Origin of the sequence: Neobacillus sp. B4I6, assembly GCF_050434045.1 — a bacterium.
GTDB lineage: Bacteria > Bacillota > Bacilli > Bacillales > Cytobacillaceae > Neobacillus.
In genome coordinates, this window is the sequence record NZ_JBNPWB010000002.1 from 1,877,188 (window position 1) to 1,894,916 (window position 17,729).

Below are 17,729 nucleotides of genomic sequence, written 5' to 3' on the forward strand. Positions count from 1 at the left end.
ACCTTAATCCAGTCAACCCTAATCCATAGACTCATTAATTATCGCTCTCCTCTTTTTTTTAACGATTGAGCAGGGTCTTCTTAAGTAATGTCATTTTCTAATCTTGAAGAAACTTATTTTCATGGTAGACAACCATGCCGCACTGCGGCACCATCAAATGAATGAAAATGGTTCATAATCCCGTCTAGTTTTCATTGTACCTGTCAATCCTTTTTATAGGCTGGCGAAGGTAGGTCGTTCAACTATGGTGCCTCGAGCCCGCATGGTAGACTGATTTTTAACGACCAGGTGCACCACAAATTGTCGCTCCCTCACGGGAAGCACGCAGGATAGATTAATCTTATATGGTTGTTGCACCAGCCTAATTTACTTCAGCCCGTAGAAAGGAAAATAATAATGGATGTTGTTAATGAACGATGTTGTGGATTAGATATTCACAAGAAGAGCATTACCGCTTGTGCCATTACTCCAAAAGGAAAGGAGATTCAAACATTTGGTACGATGACACACGATCTGATTCAATTAATAGATTGGATTAAAAGTAAATGCTGTTCTCACGCTGCTATGGAAAGTACCGGTGTTTATTGGAAACCAATATACAACCTTCTCGAATTAGAAGACATTCAACCCATGGTGGTCAACGCTGCTCACATCAAGGCTGTCCCAGTCAACACAGCTACATTCCGAATCGAGATCAAAGGGAATTACGGGAACTTGTTCGATACCGCCGAAGTCTTATTGAAGAAAGAGCAAGAGAAATAAGTAGAATTCAGAAAGTGTTGGAAGGTGCTAATATCAAACTTTCCTCCGTTGCAACAGACATTATGGGTGTGTCCGGACGATCAATGATTGAGGGACTCATCAATGGGATCGATGATCCTCAAGGATTAGCTGGAATGGCAAAAAGAAGTATGAAAAAGAAAAAGGATGATTTGGAACGTGCCTTATTCGGATCCGTCGGACTCCATCAAAAGATGATGTTAAAAACTCAGCTTTCACATATCGACTTTTTGGATCAACAAATCAAAATGTTAAGTGAAGAAGTCCAACAACGCATGCAACCATATGAAGAAGATATTGAATTACTAGATTCAATTCCAGGTATAGGTAGAAGCCATGCGGAACAACTTTTGGCTGAAATAGGACTAGGAAAAGAAATTGCGAAGCAATTTCCTACGGCAGCCCATCTATGTTCATGGGCTGGGATGGTTCCAGGTAATAACGAAAGTGCTGGGAAAAAAAAGTCCGGTAAAACCAGAAAAGGTAATAAAAAGTTGCGAGCAGCACTTGTTGAAGCAGCACATTCGGCGGCAAAAACCAAAAACACTTATCTCTCTTCTCAATATCAGCGCTTGGCAGCAAGAATTGGAAAAAAACGTGCGGCAGTTGCGGTTGGACATACCATTTTAACGATTGTTTATCATTTGTTAAACAAAAGGCAACTTTATGTTGAGTTAGGTGCAGATTACTTTGATCGACGAAAAAAAGAAATAGTGATCAAACAATCTATTAAACGACTAGAGATCCTTGGTTGTAAAGTAACGGTTGAAGCTATAGCCTAATGAAGGACAACATACGGATTTTAATGGGTCTAGTTTCGTATTGCCTAAAATTCCCCACTGCAGTTTTTATTTTCAGGATAGTTGAAGAAGATAAACATCTTTCATCACTCAAATTCAAAAAATATTCCATTTTCTAAATTTTCTTTTCCTTCGTATATGAATTCGTCAATAAAAATTTTAAGTTCTTCGTAAGAATTGATAATTTTTTTTGTTCGATAGTCTATTTCTAATATTTTTTCATCACTATCAATGACGTAATAAGTGTTTTTTACAATTGAATCAGCAAAAATGAAATGGGTTTTTGGTGTGCGTTTTCTTTGATATAGGTTCTGCATAGTATCTAAAGGGAAGGGTGTGCCATTCTGTTCCTCTATACTCAAGCCCTTATATGTATCAGGTCTTTTCCCTGCAATTCTTAATAAATCAAATAAATAACATCCATTGTGAGTTGACAAGAACTTTTTATACTGAGGAGGAAACTCTTTTTTTAAATCTTTTTCAAACTGAATAATAGACTCATTTGTAAATGGAGTTTGAAGTGTACTATGCCAACGATCTTCTCCTAGATGTCCATAAAGGATACTGTCAGTTCGAAATCTTTTCTTATCCTCCCCGTATATCTCACTTAGTTCTTTACTATGAAATTCAAACATAAATACCACCTTTTTTTAACAATGTACTTACAATAATTCGGTCTTCCTCTTCAACTATCCTGCTTACGTTAGCACAAAAAGAAAAGCCGTCAAAATGACAGCTCCGATCTTCAACTCTTGCACCCGTTAGCTTAAGTACAATTTTTCACAAACTTGCTTTAGAAAAAGAAAAAGACAGCAACGGATCCCATAATTTTATAAAGATTTACTGTAATTCTCCTATGAACCATACTTCTTCTTGAGCCCAATTTTCATCTTCATAAATTTCAATTCTATATCCTTGAACATCTAAGCCTTGTGGTACTATAAATCCCCATTCTGATTCTAAGTAGTCGTCTTGATGTATTGGGATAGCTTTCCTTCCATATTTCTCTGCACTAAAGAAACCTTCAAAAAAAACGTTCATATGCTCTTTGGGTAGGGGGTAATAATTAGAGTGTTGTCTAATTCTGGAAGTGTAAAAACACAAATGACACGATACTCTTTTTCTGCTTCAGTTTTTAATGAAATTAAATGCTGAACTCTGTTAATAATTGTCTGTACAAAGAATTTTCTTACCGAATTCGGTACCTTTGAAGTATCACCAAAAAATTTATGGAAGTTAAGTCCAAGATGTGAACCACCTATGGTAATCAAAGATTCTGTATGTTCATAAATATATCTCGAAAAGGTACTGCATCTTCTTCTTAAACCTCTGGCTTTCTGTTTTGAATAGTTATAAACATTCCATTGTTTCATCTTAAAAATTCCTCCAGGGGATTTGGAAATGGTTTAGTACAATATTTCTTTGCTAAGGGGAATAATCCCTTCTTTAACTAAACGACGGTTAGTACAACAAGCAAAAAGATCGCCGCAGCGATCTCTTTCTTTAACTATTGCACCCGTTACTTTAAGTACAATCTTTCACAATCTGCTTCGTTAATCAAACCCAAAAAAGGTGATGCCTTGTTAAAGCATCGCACCCTTTAGTTTAACATGCATGCTATTCTAGTTTACAAACCTCTTGTAATAAACCATTAAAATAACAAGCAAGATAGGATTAATAATTGCTGAATATCCTAAATTCCACCATCCGTAATGAAAATATCCCCAAGGTTCGGGCAATAGGGTGATGGATTCATAGGTTAACAAACATACTTCCCAATAGATAAAATAACGTATTTGTTTAATTAAGGAACTTTTAAAAGGATACCAATTCAAAAACATCATATTTACAGGTGGAAGTAACATAGTATTGGCTGGTAATGCTGCCCAATCCACATTTTTTGTAAAATACCAGTATGCATGATATTTCAAATCTATGTAAGCATCACAAGACATTTGAAATGCAGTTGTAAATGACCAGATATGGGCAATTTGTTTTGCCGTTAAATTCTTATTAGTTTTGAAAGCAAGAACATTAAATATGATAATTGCCATAAAAAGTCCAATCATTATTATTTTTCCTTTTTCCTTTTTCTTCTTACAATATCCTTATTAAGTAATTATCATACTCAAGGTCTTATTAACCTAAACCTGACCGTTATTCGAATAAGAAAAAGGCTGCTTTTTGCAGCCAGTTCTTTAAGGAAAGCACCCGTTAGCTTAAGTACAACATTTCACAAACAGTTATTCACTATGGATTTCAAAACAAAAATAACCGAATGCCAAGTCTTCTTCCGTAAGGTCCAAGTCAACCTTAGCAGATTCAAATAAACTAGGTAACATCATATTTAAAAACTTACGGTATCCTTCAAGTAAGGATTTATAAGTTTTAGGGTCATCATATCTGCACAAAGGGGTAAGTATTTTCCCTGTTTCAAATTCTTCTGATGTTACAGTGTTAGCTTCTCTGCCTAAATTTTCTAAAATATGTAATTCCTCATCTTGAACAGTAAACTGTTCCCTACATTCCAAATAGAACATATATTCATCAAATTCACGTTGTAAATTAACCTTTTCATTTATATAAAATGGGTTGATTCTTATATATTCGGTTGTCGCATTGGAACGTATAATTTTAAACAAAAGTAAATACAAATCTGAAATGGTAGGATAGATTATATACTTTCCATTACGATAGGCGGTGAATTCATAAACAATTTCATTGATTGTGCCTTCGCTTTTTTCCAACATACAATGAATCACCTCTATTTGTAACCCTAATTTACTAACCTTCCCTTTTAGTCGAATAATCAAAAAGCCACCAAGAATGTGGCAGCTGGATCTTAAAGTCTTGCACCCTATAGCTGAACAACGTGGAGACCGAGACTGAGAAGAAAAAATTAACTAATCTCCAATAGCGTATATATGTTTCTTTTGTTTTATCGCGTCTTCGCAAAGTTCCTTTAATTCTTTTGCAAAGGTCTTTATTTCTCGTTCTTTTTCACCAATCAAATTATATTTATTAATTAAGGCTTCGCATATTTCTACTAAATCTGGAATCCTATCTCTATAAATTATTGATTGACGATAAGGGTCAAGATTTAAAAGAAGATTAAAGTCATTGCCATAATCCTTTTCCTTTTTTATTAGGTAAGAGTGTATTCTTTCGTTAAAATGAACATAATTATCTGCCTTTGATGCTTCTTTATCGGTTACTCCAATTGCAAAGTCTATTCCACACAATGCTATCACATCCCTTAAAACCTAATAACTGAAATTATTATAAATTTTATTAATCCTTCTTAAACAATCCTGCCCCTTTAGTTAAATAACCATATGAAATAGGACACTGCCAAAATAGTCCATTTGTTGTGAAACTAAAGCACCCGTTAGCCATCCATGAAGCGCAAAAATCAGCACTTCACCACAGAGAATGAAAATGGGTTTAAACCGTCAATACTGATTCTACGGCTGGGAGAGGAAGGTCGATGAACTATGGTGCGTTAGAGCCCATCCGTTAGTCTGACTTCAACGACCACGGTGCACCACTGACTGTCGCTCCCTTACGGGAAGCACACATGGTAGATTAATCCTATTCTGGTTGCTGCACCAGCCTCCAATATTATTGTGAGCCGTAGAAAGGATGTTTTCAATGGAAGTAGTCATTGAAAGAGCATGCGGTATGGATGTCCATAAGGACAATATTACTGCCTGTATTTTGACACCTGAAGGAAAGGAGATTCACACGTTCTCTACTAAAACTGTATTTCTATTACAGTTGGTTGACTGGATTAAACAACATAATTGTACCCATGTCGCCATGGAGAGCACGAGTGTTTATTGGAAGCCTATTGTGAATTTACTAGAAGCTGAGGATATTGAGTTTTTAGTGGTGAATGCCCAACATATGAAGGCAGTCCCCGGACGTAAAACAGATGTTAAGGATGCAGAATGGATTGCGAAACTTCTTCGTCATGGACTGTTGAAAGCTAGTTACATTCCTGATCGTAATCAACGGGAACTACGTGAACTCGTTCGATATCGTCGGAGTATTATTGAGGAACGTGCAAGACAAATCAATCGAATCCAAAAGGTATTAGAAGGAGCGAACATTAAATTGGGTTCAGTTGTTTCAGACGTTTTGGGTGTTTCAGCTCGAGATATGCTTGACGCTATTGCCGAAGGAGAAGAGGATCCTGAAAAACTAGCAAACTTTGCACGTCGCTCAATGAAAAAGAAGAAAGATGAACTGGAACTCGCACTTGAAGGTTATATTCAATCCCATCAACGTCTAATGTTAAAAACGATTTTAAGACATATCGACTTTTTGACTGAAGAGATTGAGATGCTCGATCAAGAAGTAGCGAATAGAGTACGTACCAACCAAGAAGATGTGGAACGATTAGATTCTATTCCTGGTATAGCCACCAGGATGGCTGAGCAAATTTTAGCTGAAATCGGAACTGATATCAAGAAACAATTCCCAAGTGCAGCCCATATGTGTTCCTGGGCAGGTTTGGTTCCTGGACAAAACGAAAGTGCCGGGAAAAGGAAATCAGCTAAAACCAAAAAAGGAAATAAGTATTTGAGATCAGCATTAACTGAAGCAGCTCATTCAGTTAAAGGTTCGAAGAACTATCTCGGAGCACTGTATCGACGAACAGCATCACGAAAAGGCAAAAAACGAGCCGGAATAGTGGTCGCACATGCCATGTTACGTATCTCTTATTATCTCTTAACACGGAAAGAAATGTATGTAGACTTAGGCGAAGACTACTTTGATAAACAGAGACAGCAATCCATTGTTCGGCATTCACTACGAAGACTTGAAAGTTTAGGATACACAGTTACTTTACAAGAATCAGAAGCATCTTAATCTATTCAATTTCTAAGATCAATGAATTAGGCGCTCTCCCCTTTTTTAAAAAACGAATGAGCTGCGTCTTCTTTAGTATTGCCTTTTTTTCTGAACTACAGAAGTTTATTTTCATGGTAGTGAAACAAGAAAAGCTGCCTTGATGACAGCTCTGATTCTTAAACTCAAGCACACATTTAGCTTAAGTACATCTCTTTACATACTCACTTTGGCAAACAGAAGACGATATTAACTTAAAAAAGAAAGTGACCTATTCAGCAATGAATAAGTCACTTGTGTAATAGATTATCTTTTACGGAATCCAAGTACAACAGCAATTAATGATAGGACGACAGCAACAATGGATAAAATTAAAGGAAGAGAATTCGATTTTTCAGAGTCTGTTGTTTTAGCAACGCCTGTTGTTGTGTCATCCGTTTTAGTACCTTCAGTTGTAGCCGTATCATCATGACCATCTGTTGAAGTTCCTTTAACAATATCGGTAATAGAGTGCGGTGAATCTGAACCTTCATTTCCTGTCCATTCAACTACACTGCTATCTTTTTAATATTAAAAAGCATCCCAAGCTATTTTAGAAGCTGTATAACACCGGGATGCCCTAACTGTCGTAGCATAGCAGTTACATCCCCACGATGGTACGTTCCATGATTGACAATATGCTGTAACAACTCAAAAAGGTTGGTTTCTAGTCGGCCAAAATTAGGATGTTCCGGAAAACTGCTTGATCTAGATTCCCTTGCCGATCAAAGATTGCTTTAAATTGTCTGGACAAGTGAACAAACATCGTTTCCATTTCCTACATACTTCTTCATTTTGTTTTCTTTCCAAGTTGATTCCTTGTCATTACAATTTCATCAAAACTGTCACTTGACATGACGCCCAACCATAAGTGTCGGTAATGTAAATATGTACTAATACTTCTGAGATGGAAGAAAAAACGCTTTGAATCTCCTTATGGTAAATATCCTTTGGCAGTTCTTTTAAGTGCTCAAAAACCCTTTGGTTTGCCCATAGATGATAATTATCATGAAGGAGGAATTCAGATAGAGCGTAAATGAGAAACCCTTTGAATTTAATTATTATTAAATTCAAAGGGTTTTTTATTAGAAAGCTTTAATAAATTTAGTATTTTTATTTAGAAGCTTCCAGAATGCCATATCCTCCATAATTTCGTATCTATTATTGGTAACAGACGTGACTAAGCTATAGTGTTTTTGAAGTCGCGCTATCTTATTAACTATCTGCTCACCCTCAGCCTGATTTTCTGGACTGAAGATAGCTTTTACTTCCTTCTTTTTAATGGTAGGTACTCTATGTATAATCCAAGTCAATATATACTGAGCATAGTCATTATCTGTGGTTGCAAAGTGGTCTAAGAATTGGGTTGATAGGATTACACCAACGCCATATTCTCTTCCTTCTTTCATAATTTTCTTTAAAGAAGAGAAGTTTTGACTCAAGAAATTATCCGCCTCATCAAAAAGTATCATTTTCGTTAATTCACGATAATCTCCTTGAATTGTACTGTGCCCCTTTGTAGACATCTGGGAATAGAAGGTGTCCAAAGTGATTCCTACTATTAGGTTCTGAACACTTGGATCATAACCAGCCAGATGTACAACAGTTACTCCTTGTATCATGTCGTATAAGGACTTTGTATTCTCACTATTTGGAGAAAAGATTTCAAAATCATATATTTGTTTTAGTGCTGCATAAAGACTATCTTCTTTTACATCCTCCCGATTCATCAATCGTTCAAATACATTATTTAATGTAGGTGGCACCAGATCCCATGTAGCCATATCAGCCTTATGAATACCAGCTTGTGAATAAGCTTCAATGATTAAATAATTTAATAACTGCTGTTGCTTTATACCTAAATTAAAAGCATTAGCAATTGTTTCTTTAATGGTACTAGCTGTATGCAAAGGCAATAGCGGCTTTAGCTGTTTTCCCCTATATAAAGCTAACGGATTATACGGAAGGTGATATGGATGATACACTGTAGCGTTTGTCGCTTCTATAAAGTCATCTTTGATATAGTCACCTTTATAATCAAAGATGAGAATATCAATAGGTGTTCCATTTACATTAGATAGAGCACCATCATGTATCTGTTTAATGAGCGATTTAGTAAACTGAGTTTTCCCCGTCCCCATCGTTCCAATAATACCTGTATTCGTATGCATGATTTTACTCGTTGTAGTTGGATACCAATACAATGGTTCATTGCTGTTGGAGGAATGACCAAAAAGAATTCTTAATGGTTCTGTTTCTTCAGGCAATTTTGTAACGGAAGGTTCTATAACTAGAGAACTATGATGTAAGTCATGATTCGCCTGAACCGAAGCAATTGCATGGCTTTTTTCATAAATATTTTTCAAATTTGGCTTTTCTTCCGTTTGCAGTTCCCCAGGCGTTTCCTCCTGTTCTATGTTAAGCATTTCGCCCTTCGGTTGTTTATATATATCCTCCCAGCCTTTAATGAATTTCTCATATACTTTTTGCATTGCGGATGGCGTTAAGTGGGTGTAAACGTAGTAATTGTCTTTTACAAAGATGTTTTTCTTTTTACTTCCATTTTTAGCTACGAAGTATTCAGATTTGGAAGTACGGATTCCTGCAAACTCGATTGTTTCAATTGTTTTTTGTAAATCTTTTTCCATGAAGAACTGCCAGAAGTTGCGGAAGATTTGTGCGTGTGATTTTTCTGCCCATCTGATTATTTCTCCATCTATGTTCATTTCAAATTCATGAGTGCTCATTAGTAAATCCTCCTATATTTCTCCTCTTTATATATTAGATTACTAAATTTTAGCTGGCAAATATAAATAAAGATATTAGATGAATTAGTTCTGGTGCAAAAATTTAAAGATACTTTTTACCTTGTTCAGCTAACCTGACAGTTAGTGCATTAAAAAGGGATCGCCACAGCCATCTCATCTTTAGCATAAGCACCCGTTACTTTAAGTACAATTATTCACAATCTTACTTTTACATATTTTCTTCAATTTAATTAGTATAAGGCAATTAGAGTAACTATTAACACTATCATTAGTTTCTTGAAAAATTTGCCCTACCTATTTCCTTGTAATACAATTTCTTTTAGTAGTCCTCCTATGTCGTTAAGCTTCAATCCTATGTAAACCAAAGCAACTAATATTAAGACATTTACCACTAATGATACCTTATCTTTATTCTCCACTTGACACAACCTCCTCAATTAGCAATCATTTTTCTCTATTTTAACTTTAAATGAATATTTTGGAATATTTATTTTCACAATCTCCTTATTCAACTGTACTGCCCCGTTAGTGGAACTAGGAAAAGGTGATGCCTTCTTAAAGCATCGCACCCGTTAGTGTAAGTGAATTAGTTCACAAAGTGGGGTGCGGTTAGTAGCACGAGTTCAATAAGGAATAGTTTTCTAAATCTATAACCCTATCTATACTTGGATGTTAATCCAAATAAGAAGGATTGAAATTATTACAATTAATACTTTTAGGACAATTAATAAAGTCTTATTTTGTCGACCCTTTGTTTTAATAAATATCAAACAGACACACATGAACACACCGATTAAAATATTAAATATCAAGTGCATATCAATTCCCCCGTATAGTGACCATTCCAGTATAAGTATACTTCACTGCAATATTAGTAATTCGTAATTTTAACACCATTATCTACATTGTAATTCCAAACAATCGATAATATAAAGACTTATAAATCTTAAATTCGCGATTCTATCTAAATAGTCCTTGTTAAACTAATCTACCACTTTAGTGGAACAAGAAAAGCTGCCATAATGACAGCTACGCTCTTAAACTCTTGCACCCGTTAGTTCAACAAAATTTGTATCTTTTAGTCGCCAAAATCATTTTCATAAGGATTAGCGTACAAATCTACATCAAATTCAGCTTCAATGCTTGCAGCAAACTTTATAATGTCTTTATCCAGATATAAAGCAGGGGCATTTCCCTCTTGTATTATAACGACGATAAAGAATTTACACTCCACGGAGTAAGCCTCTTTTATTTCGTTAATGATTGATGACTTATTTTGTAGTTTATCTATAATTTGTTGGAGTTGGTTATTTACATCAAGCGAAACCTGGTAGCCTGTTCCTAAATCCCAACTTGTCTCTTTTCTATAACAAACAGTTGAACGGTTTGGAATTAAATCACCTTTTTTATAAGTTTTAGTAGGTGTTACTTCTAGCTTTTCCGTTACTTCATCTATTGAAAACTCATCTCCATACAAGCTGAAGTAAACCATTACTTGAGTTTTGTTCAAATTTAATTTTCTCCTCCATATAGTTCTATTTTCCATTTTTTATTATATCATCCATCTTCAACTAAACTGACCGTTAGTGGAATAAGAAAAAGTTGTCGGAACAGACTTATTTTCTTCAACTCAAGCACCCGATAGTTTAAGTACATAACTTCACAATCTAACTGTTATGATTTAGGATTTATACTCATTTATAACTCTAATAGGAATCCTTCATTTTCAATCACTTGTTTATAAACAGACATCTATAATTCTAATTCCATCTTGTACCATTTTAACTAATATAATTTTTTCTGCTGTATCCCAAGTCGGGTAATAGTTTTTATTTTTTGGTGTTATTGCAGGTAGGTTGTTACCGAAAAACAATTTGTCATAAACCTTATTTATTTGAGCCTTTTTCAAATCTCCATAAAAATTTTCTCCTACTGAATAGGCTAAATCCGATATGTTATTCCAGAAATTCAGAAAATAATCGCAATCAATATCTAAATTTTTATCTTTTAACCAGTTCAAGGCATAGTCTATTGAAAAACGGGCGATTCCCTCTTCATCATTAAATTGGATGTTGCTTTCTTTAGCGTAATCAAAAAGCAAATCTTTGGTATTAAAAACCTTTATTTTGTTGCATTCAGTTAAGAATCCGTCTCTATCGTTACTATACCAAGCACAGTAGTATTCTTTTTTATTGATTATAAATACAAAAGGGTAATAATCCATAACCACTACCTCCCGCAGGTATACTCCCAATAATTTATTCCTAATTTGTTCGCATAATCCCTGCATTATCCTTCTTCCAATAACCTGCCCCGTTAGCATTCCTGTAGAGAGTTAATTATTGACTTTGATAAAAAAAGAGCTCCTCAGTAAGATATGAGTATAGACACCACTCTAACTCAAAACCCTAGGAGGAACCCCTACTATGAAGTTTAAAATGCAAGACAAACAAAATCAACTAATAGAAAGAATTTCCGATAAACATCTCGTTGTTGGTGTGGACATTGCTCAACAATTTCACGTCGCTCGAGCGGTGAATTTCCGTGGAATTGTAGTCGGCGATCCTCTCACATTTGAAAATAACGAAGATGGATTTACTATTTTATTGCACTGGGTTAACAAATTAAAAAGGACAAATAACTTAGTTACCACTATAGTCGGCATGGAACCTACGGGACATTACTGGATTAATCTATCAAAATGGCTTTTCGAACAGAATATTGATGTAGTAACAGTAAATCCATACCATGTAAAAAGGAATAAAGAGAATAGAGATAATACCCAGTCGAAAAGCGATAAAAAAGATGTACTAGTTATCGCTGATATGGTGAAAAACGGTTACTATTCCATTGTTCGTCCCACTTCTGAATCATTTGAAGAACTTCGAGTTCTTATGTCTAACCGTGATGTGATTGTTAAGCGTCTTGTTAGTTCGATCAACCAATTAAATCGTTGGGTAGATGTTGTCTTTCCAGAGCTCCGACAAGTTTTTAAAGACGTGAAAGGTAAAGGGGCAATCGCAACTCTTCGTTTATTTCCTACCCCTATGGAATTGCGTTCAATGCAACCTCAAAATGTTGTTATCGGGTGGAAGTCACTGATGAAGAGACAGCCTGGATTAAAAAAGGCCCAATTACTTATTCATTTAGCTAATCGTTCGATTGGCACTAAGCAAGCACTTGATGCTTATAAATTTCATCTACAACAATTACTAGAGGAATTTGACCTCGCAACAACACAACTCGAAAGAGTTGAAAAACAAGTGGCAGAAGTACTTAAACAAATTCCTTATGCTAATCAATTGCTTAGCATTAAAGGAATTAGTGAGATTTCATTGGCAGGTATATTAGGGGAAGCTGGAGATTTAAGTGGCTTTGCCCACGGCAATTCTTTACTACGTCATGCAGGATTACACCTAGCTGAAGCAAGTTCGGGAAAGTGGAAAGGACAAATTGTCATTTCTAAACGGGGAAGATCTAGACTTCGGCGTTTTCTCTACTTAGCGACGATGAGCCTTGTCATGAACAACCCTGAGTTTAAAGCTTTACACACCTCAAATGTTAAGGTGAAAAAAATTAAGAAGATGAAATCAATTATGAAATTGGTTGGTAAACTGGCTAGGATATTTGTTGGAATGGCCAAACGAAATGAATCCTATTATCCAGAAAAATTACAACCTTTATCTTCCCTAGCAGCATAAGAACTAATAGATTATTAGAAACACTTACTAGTTTTTCCAAAAGGATAAACTTTCTTAAATCATAACAATAAAGAGGTTGTCTTGCACTTATCGAATGTTGGCTTATTCGTAGGATTTCAAACATGTACGGAGTACCAGGTTTGTTCCACAAAAGGGCTTTGACCCATCCCGTTAGCATAACTGGCCTCCACCCCTTGGATAGGCATGACGAAGGAATGATAGGGCATTTGACCCGTTGAGACATGGGAGGGAAAGCCTCCAAGGGTGGCGTGGAGCATGTACATCATATGGTAAAATATGGAGTTATAAATCTCTCCTCTATTTCCCTATGCCTTCACGAAGCCTAATAATCTGAACTCATTTCATTTAATCGTTAAAGCTATACCAAAGGTTATGAAATCCTGCGAATTAGCGAGCATTCGGGAGAAAATCGTATTTAACTGAGGGAGTGGAACAAGAAAAGGAGCTGCCGCAGCAACCCCAATCTTCAACTATTGCACCCGTTAGCTTAAGTGCAAAATTTCACATATGCCATCAATTTAACATAACTAACAATTTTATCCCTTTAACCAAATCTAGTCAGCATTTCTCTTTTCAATGAGGTATTGAAATCCATATAACAAGAACGACTTAAGAAACAAATAAAGAAAAAATTGAATTTTATTAAACCGGACGAGTGTAACTAATTTTAATTTTTTTAATAAACCCATCATTAAAATGGCAAACATACCATCTACTATTGCATTGAGTGTAATAAAACGTTTAAAATTTCCATATGTCCATTTTAAAATCCACATTGAACCTATTAAAAAAGGTCCAATATAAAAAGGTAATGCCACTGAAATAAATGAATTTTTTTTATAAAAAACCCACCATTTGCGTTCCTTCCCAATTTGGGCAAGAAGAATTTCTACAATTACAATAAAAATGGATGCAGGAAGGAATTTCTTAATATTACGTACCCCTAAAAAAGGGAGTGTTAACCATACTAATAAAACCATAGGAGCATTAAGTAGCCACTGATTTTTATTTGACATCTTTAGCCCTCCTCTTTCTTAGCGTTCTCTATTCATTTTCTAAGTATTCATTTTATGTCGTAAGTTGTTCTTCGCTAATCTCCCACCACCACCACAAAAAACGCTTTTCTTGTCTGCCTACTTCTTCTTAAGTTAAACTGCCCGTTAGTCGAATAAGAAAAAGCCACCAATATGGCAGCTAGAACTTCAACGCTTGTTCCTGTTATCTTTTTTCAATCTTACAAATCCACTTATAATAATTCAGTAAAATAACTAACAAAATAGGGTCAACAAGAATAGAATACTCCAGTTTCCACCACCCATAATTAAAGTACCCCCAAGGTTCTGGAAGTAATGCTATTACTTCATAAATCAACATAAATACTAACCAGCAAATATAATAAAGAATTCTTATTAATAATGGAGAGTTAAATGGATACCAATTCAAAAACATCATATTTACAGGTGGTAAAAGCATTGTAAGAGTAGGTAAAGCTGCGAAATCAACATGTCGTGTAAAATACCAATAACCATGGTATTTTTGATCAATATACAAATCAGCAATCGCCTGCAAAATAATGGTGAATGACCAAATATGAACAATTTGATTTTTAGTAAGTCGCTTGTTAGTTTTAAAAGCAATTAAATTAAAAAGAATAACAGCAAAAATAAGTCCAATCATAAAAAATGTCCTTTTTTAACTATTTTTCTCTTATCATTGTTAAATTATTCTGGCATTAGTCCTTGTTAAGCTAACCTGCTTACGTTAGTTCAATAAGAAAAGCTGCCACAGTGTGACCGTCTAGTAAAATGACACAGTTTTTGCTCATTTAAGTGACACACTTAAATGGAAATTAGATTAAAACCAATGTCGTTTGACATGGAGCCTCTATGAACATGATTCCAACTGTTTTTGGCAAATAAAAAGGCAGTATATTTTATGAATATAAAAGAGCCTAAATATACAAGTAGTGTATAAAAACTTGAATAATTTAGGCTCTTTTTAGTTTATTCCTTGTTTCAGTAAAGCACTCCATTAGTTCAACAAAAAGCTTCATTACTGAGGTCATGTATCTGAAAAAGCTGATTTCTTTTTTGTTTCTTGGACTTTCTGGGTACTAAGGACAAAACTAAGAATTGCTGCAATGCTACAAACATAAGGAAGGAAAGTGTATCCCCAATTAGAAACAACAAAACCACCAATCATTGAACCGATAGTAATACCAATATACAAAGCCGTATTATTCCACGCCATAACAATTCCACGTTCGTTTGAATATTCGACCGCTAATCTTGCTTGGTATGATGTAAATCCTGCATACCCAACCAAAGCCCATATGAACAAGAAGAAATAAATCCAAGCACCAGATGAGAAGAATATACCTAAACAAATGAATATTAAAGTCAAGAAAATGAGCGTTACTTTCGAAATCTTCCTTTCTCCAAATCTATCTGTTAATTGTCCACTTATAAGACTTCCTAAAACAGCACCAATACCATAAAAGGTAATAGCTAATGCGATTTCTGATGATGAGAATCTATTTTCAGAATAAAGAGCCGCACCTAAGTAAACATAAAGAGCATACATTGAAATCGCCCAAGTGGTTGTAACACTTACCGAACCAAGTATTCTTAGCAGATTTCCTTCTAATAGATTCCTTGTTATATCGCTTTTAGGAACATTTTTCCATGTTTTGAAATTTACTACCGCCAATATACCCCCTATAATAGCCATTACAACAAATACTGAACGCCAACCAAGAAAATGCTCTAGTAACGTACCGAATGGCGCTCCCGCCCAAAGAGCTGTTAAGTGCCCTGAAACAACAATTGAAAGCCATGTCCCTCTCCGATTTGGTGGCGCAGTATCTCCAATGATTGCGTATATCAAAGGGGTAATTGAAGCAACGGACAAACCAGCTAAAATACGACTAACAATTAACAAAAAAAATGAAGGGGCAAAAGCAGTTAATATGTTAGAAATAACGAACAACAATAAGCCAAATGTAATAAATGTTCTCCGTCCATTTTTATCTGAAAGCCACCCAAAGAAAGGAGCGAAAAAAGCATATGTAACCGCAAAAACAGTTACCATCCATCCAGTCATCGCTGAACTAACATTATAGGCTTCCGAAATGAACGGTAGTAACGGAGACACTACAAATAAGTCAATACCCATAAGAAATAAAGTTATCCAACCAACACTTAAACTGAGTTTCCCTCGTAGTTCCATTAAATCCCCCCATATGATATGTATATTCTCAAAGGAGAAAGAAAAGGAGTTATGATGATAAAAAATTACCACTATAAAACGCCATTTATTTCCAAATTTTTGAATTTACAATTGCGGGCATGTCTTAATTCCTGTATGATAGAAAAAAATAATATTCATAATATTTCGTTTTTTATAAAAAGACACTTTTAGAGAGGAAGATTAAATATGTTGTTATACTTAGTAAAATATACTTTAAAAGGGGCACATTTAAAGCCTATTCATGTTGATTATTTAAAAAAACTATATGATGAAGGAACATTACTGACGGCAGGATTGTTTATAGGTAAGGTTGGAGGGTATCTTTTGTTTAGAACAGAGTCTTATGAAGAAACGCAAGCATTGATTGAGAAAGACCCTTATATCGTTAATGGGGTGAGAGACTTTGAAATTGAATCTTGGGATGTCTCGCCGTTTCCTCTTAAAGTTACTGAGTAACCATATTTTTGGAGCATGTGGATATAATGATAGTGTTACAGTACCTGCATCTATAATATGGTGGGGTATAGAGGTAACCAATTCCACCCCATACCCCTTTCTCAGACAAACCCATGATATTTCATGTTCAAGCCACTAATGAAGTTGGAATGGCAAAAAGCTATTGTATTAAGTTTAAGGTGAGTTGTAGACTCCTATAAAGGCTGACCGAGATGAACTTGCCAAGATAGACAAAAGGTAGGGGTTCCCTACTTTTTGTTACTCTGCCTTTATTCAACGAATCTGCCTCTTTACTTTAACAAGAATAGAGTTGCTGTCACCAGCAACTCTTGTTCCACTCTTGCCACATTAATTTAATAATCAACACTTTGATAATACGCGATTATCGTAGCATACTCTCCAATTTATTCTTCACTAGCACCCATTCTTTGTCAATTACACTGTAAAACACAGAGTCTCTTAAATAACCGTCAGGCATAACCATATGATTCCGAAGCACCCCTTCTTTTATCGCACCCAACCGTTCAATTGCCTGCTGAGACCGCACATTTCGACCATCTGTTTTCAACTGAACTCGAATTGTCCCAAGTGTCTCAAAGCAGTGTTTCAAAAGAAGATACTTACATTCTGTATTTATTCTAGTTCGCCAAACAGTTGGAGCCAGCCATGTCCAACCAATTTCTAAGTTACGGTTTGGTATCGATATATTAAGAAAACGAGTGCTTCCCACAATTTTCCCCGAATCCTTATCGAAGATAACAAAAGGAAATTCACTTCCTTGCTCTCTCGCTTGAAGCGCTCCATTCACAAGGTGCTTCATATCTTCAATCGATTGAACCTTCATCGGCATGTGTGCCCATATATCTGGATTGTTTCCCACATCAAATAATTCCTGTATGTGATAAACTTCCATAGGTTGTATCTTTACTCTATCTCCTATTAATACTACTGGTGTTATCTCCATAATTCTTCTCTCCTTTTCTTCTATGGTAGAATTATTTAAACAAACTGTCCAGTATCAGGGTCAAATAAAAGAGGGAGGTAAAGCAACTCTTCTTCCA

Annotated in this window: 17 protein-coding genes and 2 pseudogenes; 4 read left to right on the top strand and 15 right to left on the bottom strand. The window is 35.3% G+C overall.

Annotated elements, in window-relative coordinates:
- The first annotated feature begins 396 nt into the window (after nt 1-396).
- Nucleotides 397-1,562, top strand: a pseudogene (locus QF028_RS11345) (IS110 family transposase).
- Nucleotides 1,563-1,666: 104 nt separating this feature from the next.
- Here the strand turns inward: QF028_RS11345 and QF028_RS11350 are convergent.
- From QF028_RS11350 to QF028_RS11375, 6 genes are all read right to left on the bottom strand, one after another.
- Entirely contained in the window at nt 1,667-2,215 is a 549-nt protein-coding gene (locus QF028_RS11350; RefSeq protein WP_429465457.1) for an SMI1/KNR4 family protein, read from the bottom strand.
- Nucleotides 2,216-2,420: 205 nt separating this feature from the next.
- Entirely contained in the window at nt 2,421-2,621 is a 201-nt protein-coding gene (locus tag QF028_RS11355; protein ID WP_429465459.1) for a DUF3916 domain-containing protein, read from the bottom strand.
- Complete coding sequence (locus QF028_RS11360; protein ID WP_429465461.1) at nt 2,618-2,953, bottom strand: DUF3916 domain-containing protein; 336 nt, start codon at nt 2,951-2,953, stop codon at nt 2,618-2,620. Before QF028_RS11360 ends, QF028_RS11355 begins: the two co-directional genes overlap by 4 nt.
- Nucleotides 2,954-3,202: 249 nt before the next feature.
- Nucleotides 3,203-3,649 (bottom strand): hypothetical protein, encoded by a 447-nt coding sequence (locus QF028_RS11365; protein WP_429465463.1) that lies wholly within the window; start codon nt 3,647-3,649, stop codon nt 3,203-3,205.
- 174 nt (nt 3,650-3,823) lie between these two features.
- Complete coding sequence (locus tag QF028_RS11370; protein ID WP_429465465.1) at nt 3,824-4,330, bottom strand: hypothetical protein; 507 nt, start codon at nt 4,328-4,330, stop codon at nt 3,824-3,826.
- Nucleotides 4,331-4,483: 153 nt separating this feature from the next.
- Nucleotides 4,484-4,822 carry a hypothetical protein gene (locus QF028_RS11375; RefSeq protein ID WP_429465467.1) on the bottom strand — a complete coding sequence of 113 codons (339 nt, stop codon included), beginning with the start codon at nt 4,820-4,822 and terminating at the stop codon, nt 4,484-4,486.
- A gap of 409 nt (nt 4,823-5,231) precedes the next feature.
- Between QF028_RS11375 and QF028_RS11380 the strand changes: the two genes are divergently transcribed.
- Nucleotides 5,232-6,455, top strand: coding sequence for an IS110 family transposase (locus QF028_RS11380; protein WP_429465469.1), 1,224 nt, complete (start codon nt 5,232-5,234; stop codon nt 6,453-6,455).
- Nucleotides 6,456-7,021: 566 nt separating this feature from the next.
- Here the strand turns inward: QF028_RS11380 and QF028_RS11385 are convergent.
- The 5 genes and pseudogenes from QF028_RS11385 to QF028_RS11405 form a co-directional block, all read right to left on the bottom strand.
- Nucleotides 7,022-7,511 (bottom strand): annotated as a pseudogene (locus tag QF028_RS11385) (DinB family protein).
- A gap of 47 nt (nt 7,512-7,558) precedes the next feature.
- A complete protein-coding gene (locus QF028_RS11390; protein WP_429465471.1) occupies nt 7,559-9,220 on the bottom strand; it encodes an ATP-binding protein in 1,662 nt (553 codons plus the stop codon).
- Nucleotides 9,221-9,531: 311 nt separating this feature from the next.
- Nucleotides 9,532-9,660: a hypothetical protein gene (locus QF028_RS11395; protein ID WP_429465473.1), complete on the bottom strand. Its 129-nt coding sequence runs from the start codon at nt 9,658-9,660 to the stop codon at nt 9,532-9,534.
- 659 nt (nt 9,661-10,319) lie between these two features.
- Nucleotides 10,320-10,751, bottom strand: coding sequence for a DUF4279 domain-containing protein (locus tag QF028_RS11400; RefSeq protein ID WP_429465475.1), 432 nt, complete (start codon nt 10,749-10,751; stop codon nt 10,320-10,322).
- A 228-nt stretch (nt 10,752-10,979) separates the two neighbouring features.
- On the bottom strand, nt 10,980-11,465 hold the full coding sequence (locus QF028_RS11405; RefSeq protein ID WP_429465477.1) for a hypothetical protein: 486 nt from the start codon (nt 11,463-11,465) through the stop codon (nt 10,980-10,982).
- Between the two features lie 202 nt (nt 11,466-11,667).
- Between QF028_RS11405 and QF028_RS11410 the strand changes: the two genes are divergently transcribed.
- On the top strand, nt 11,668-12,942 hold the full coding sequence (locus tag QF028_RS11410; protein WP_429465479.1) for an IS110 family transposase: 1,275 nt from the start codon (nt 11,668-11,670) through the stop codon (nt 12,940-12,942).
- Nucleotides 12,943-13,517: 575 nt separating this feature from the next.
- Here the strand turns inward: QF028_RS11410 and QF028_RS11415 are convergent.
- The 3 genes from QF028_RS11415 to QF028_RS11425 form a co-directional block, all read right to left on the bottom strand.
- The gene (locus tag QF028_RS11415; protein WP_218350290.1) at nt 13,518-13,979 is read right to left on the bottom strand and encodes a hypothetical protein; all 462 of its coding nucleotides are present in this window, start codon (nt 13,977-13,979) and stop codon (nt 13,518-13,520) included.
- 202 nt (nt 13,980-14,181) lie between these two features.
- Complete coding sequence (locus tag QF028_RS11420) at nt 14,182-14,640, bottom strand: hypothetical protein (protein ID WP_429465481.1); 459 nt, start codon at nt 14,638-14,640, stop codon at nt 14,182-14,184.
- Between the two features lie 384 nt (nt 14,641-15,024).
- Nucleotides 15,025-16,191: an MFS transporter gene (locus tag QF028_RS11425; protein ID WP_429465483.1), complete on the bottom strand. Its 1,167-nt coding sequence runs from the start codon at nt 16,189-16,191 to the stop codon at nt 15,025-15,027.
- Between the two features lie 207 nt (nt 16,192-16,398).
- Between QF028_RS11425 and QF028_RS11430 the strand changes: the two genes are divergently transcribed.
- Entirely contained in the window at nt 16,399-16,668 is a 270-nt protein-coding gene (locus tag QF028_RS11430) for a YciI family protein (protein WP_429465485.1), read from the top strand.
- A 382-nt stretch (nt 16,669-17,050) separates the two neighbouring features.
- Here the strand turns inward: QF028_RS11430 and QF028_RS11435 are convergent, their stop codons facing one another.
- Nucleotides 17,051-17,632: a GNAT family N-acetyltransferase gene (locus QF028_RS11435; RefSeq protein WP_429465487.1), complete on the bottom strand. Its 582-nt coding sequence runs from the start codon at nt 17,630-17,632 to the stop codon at nt 17,051-17,053.
- Nucleotides 17,633-17,729 lie beyond the last annotated feature (97 nt).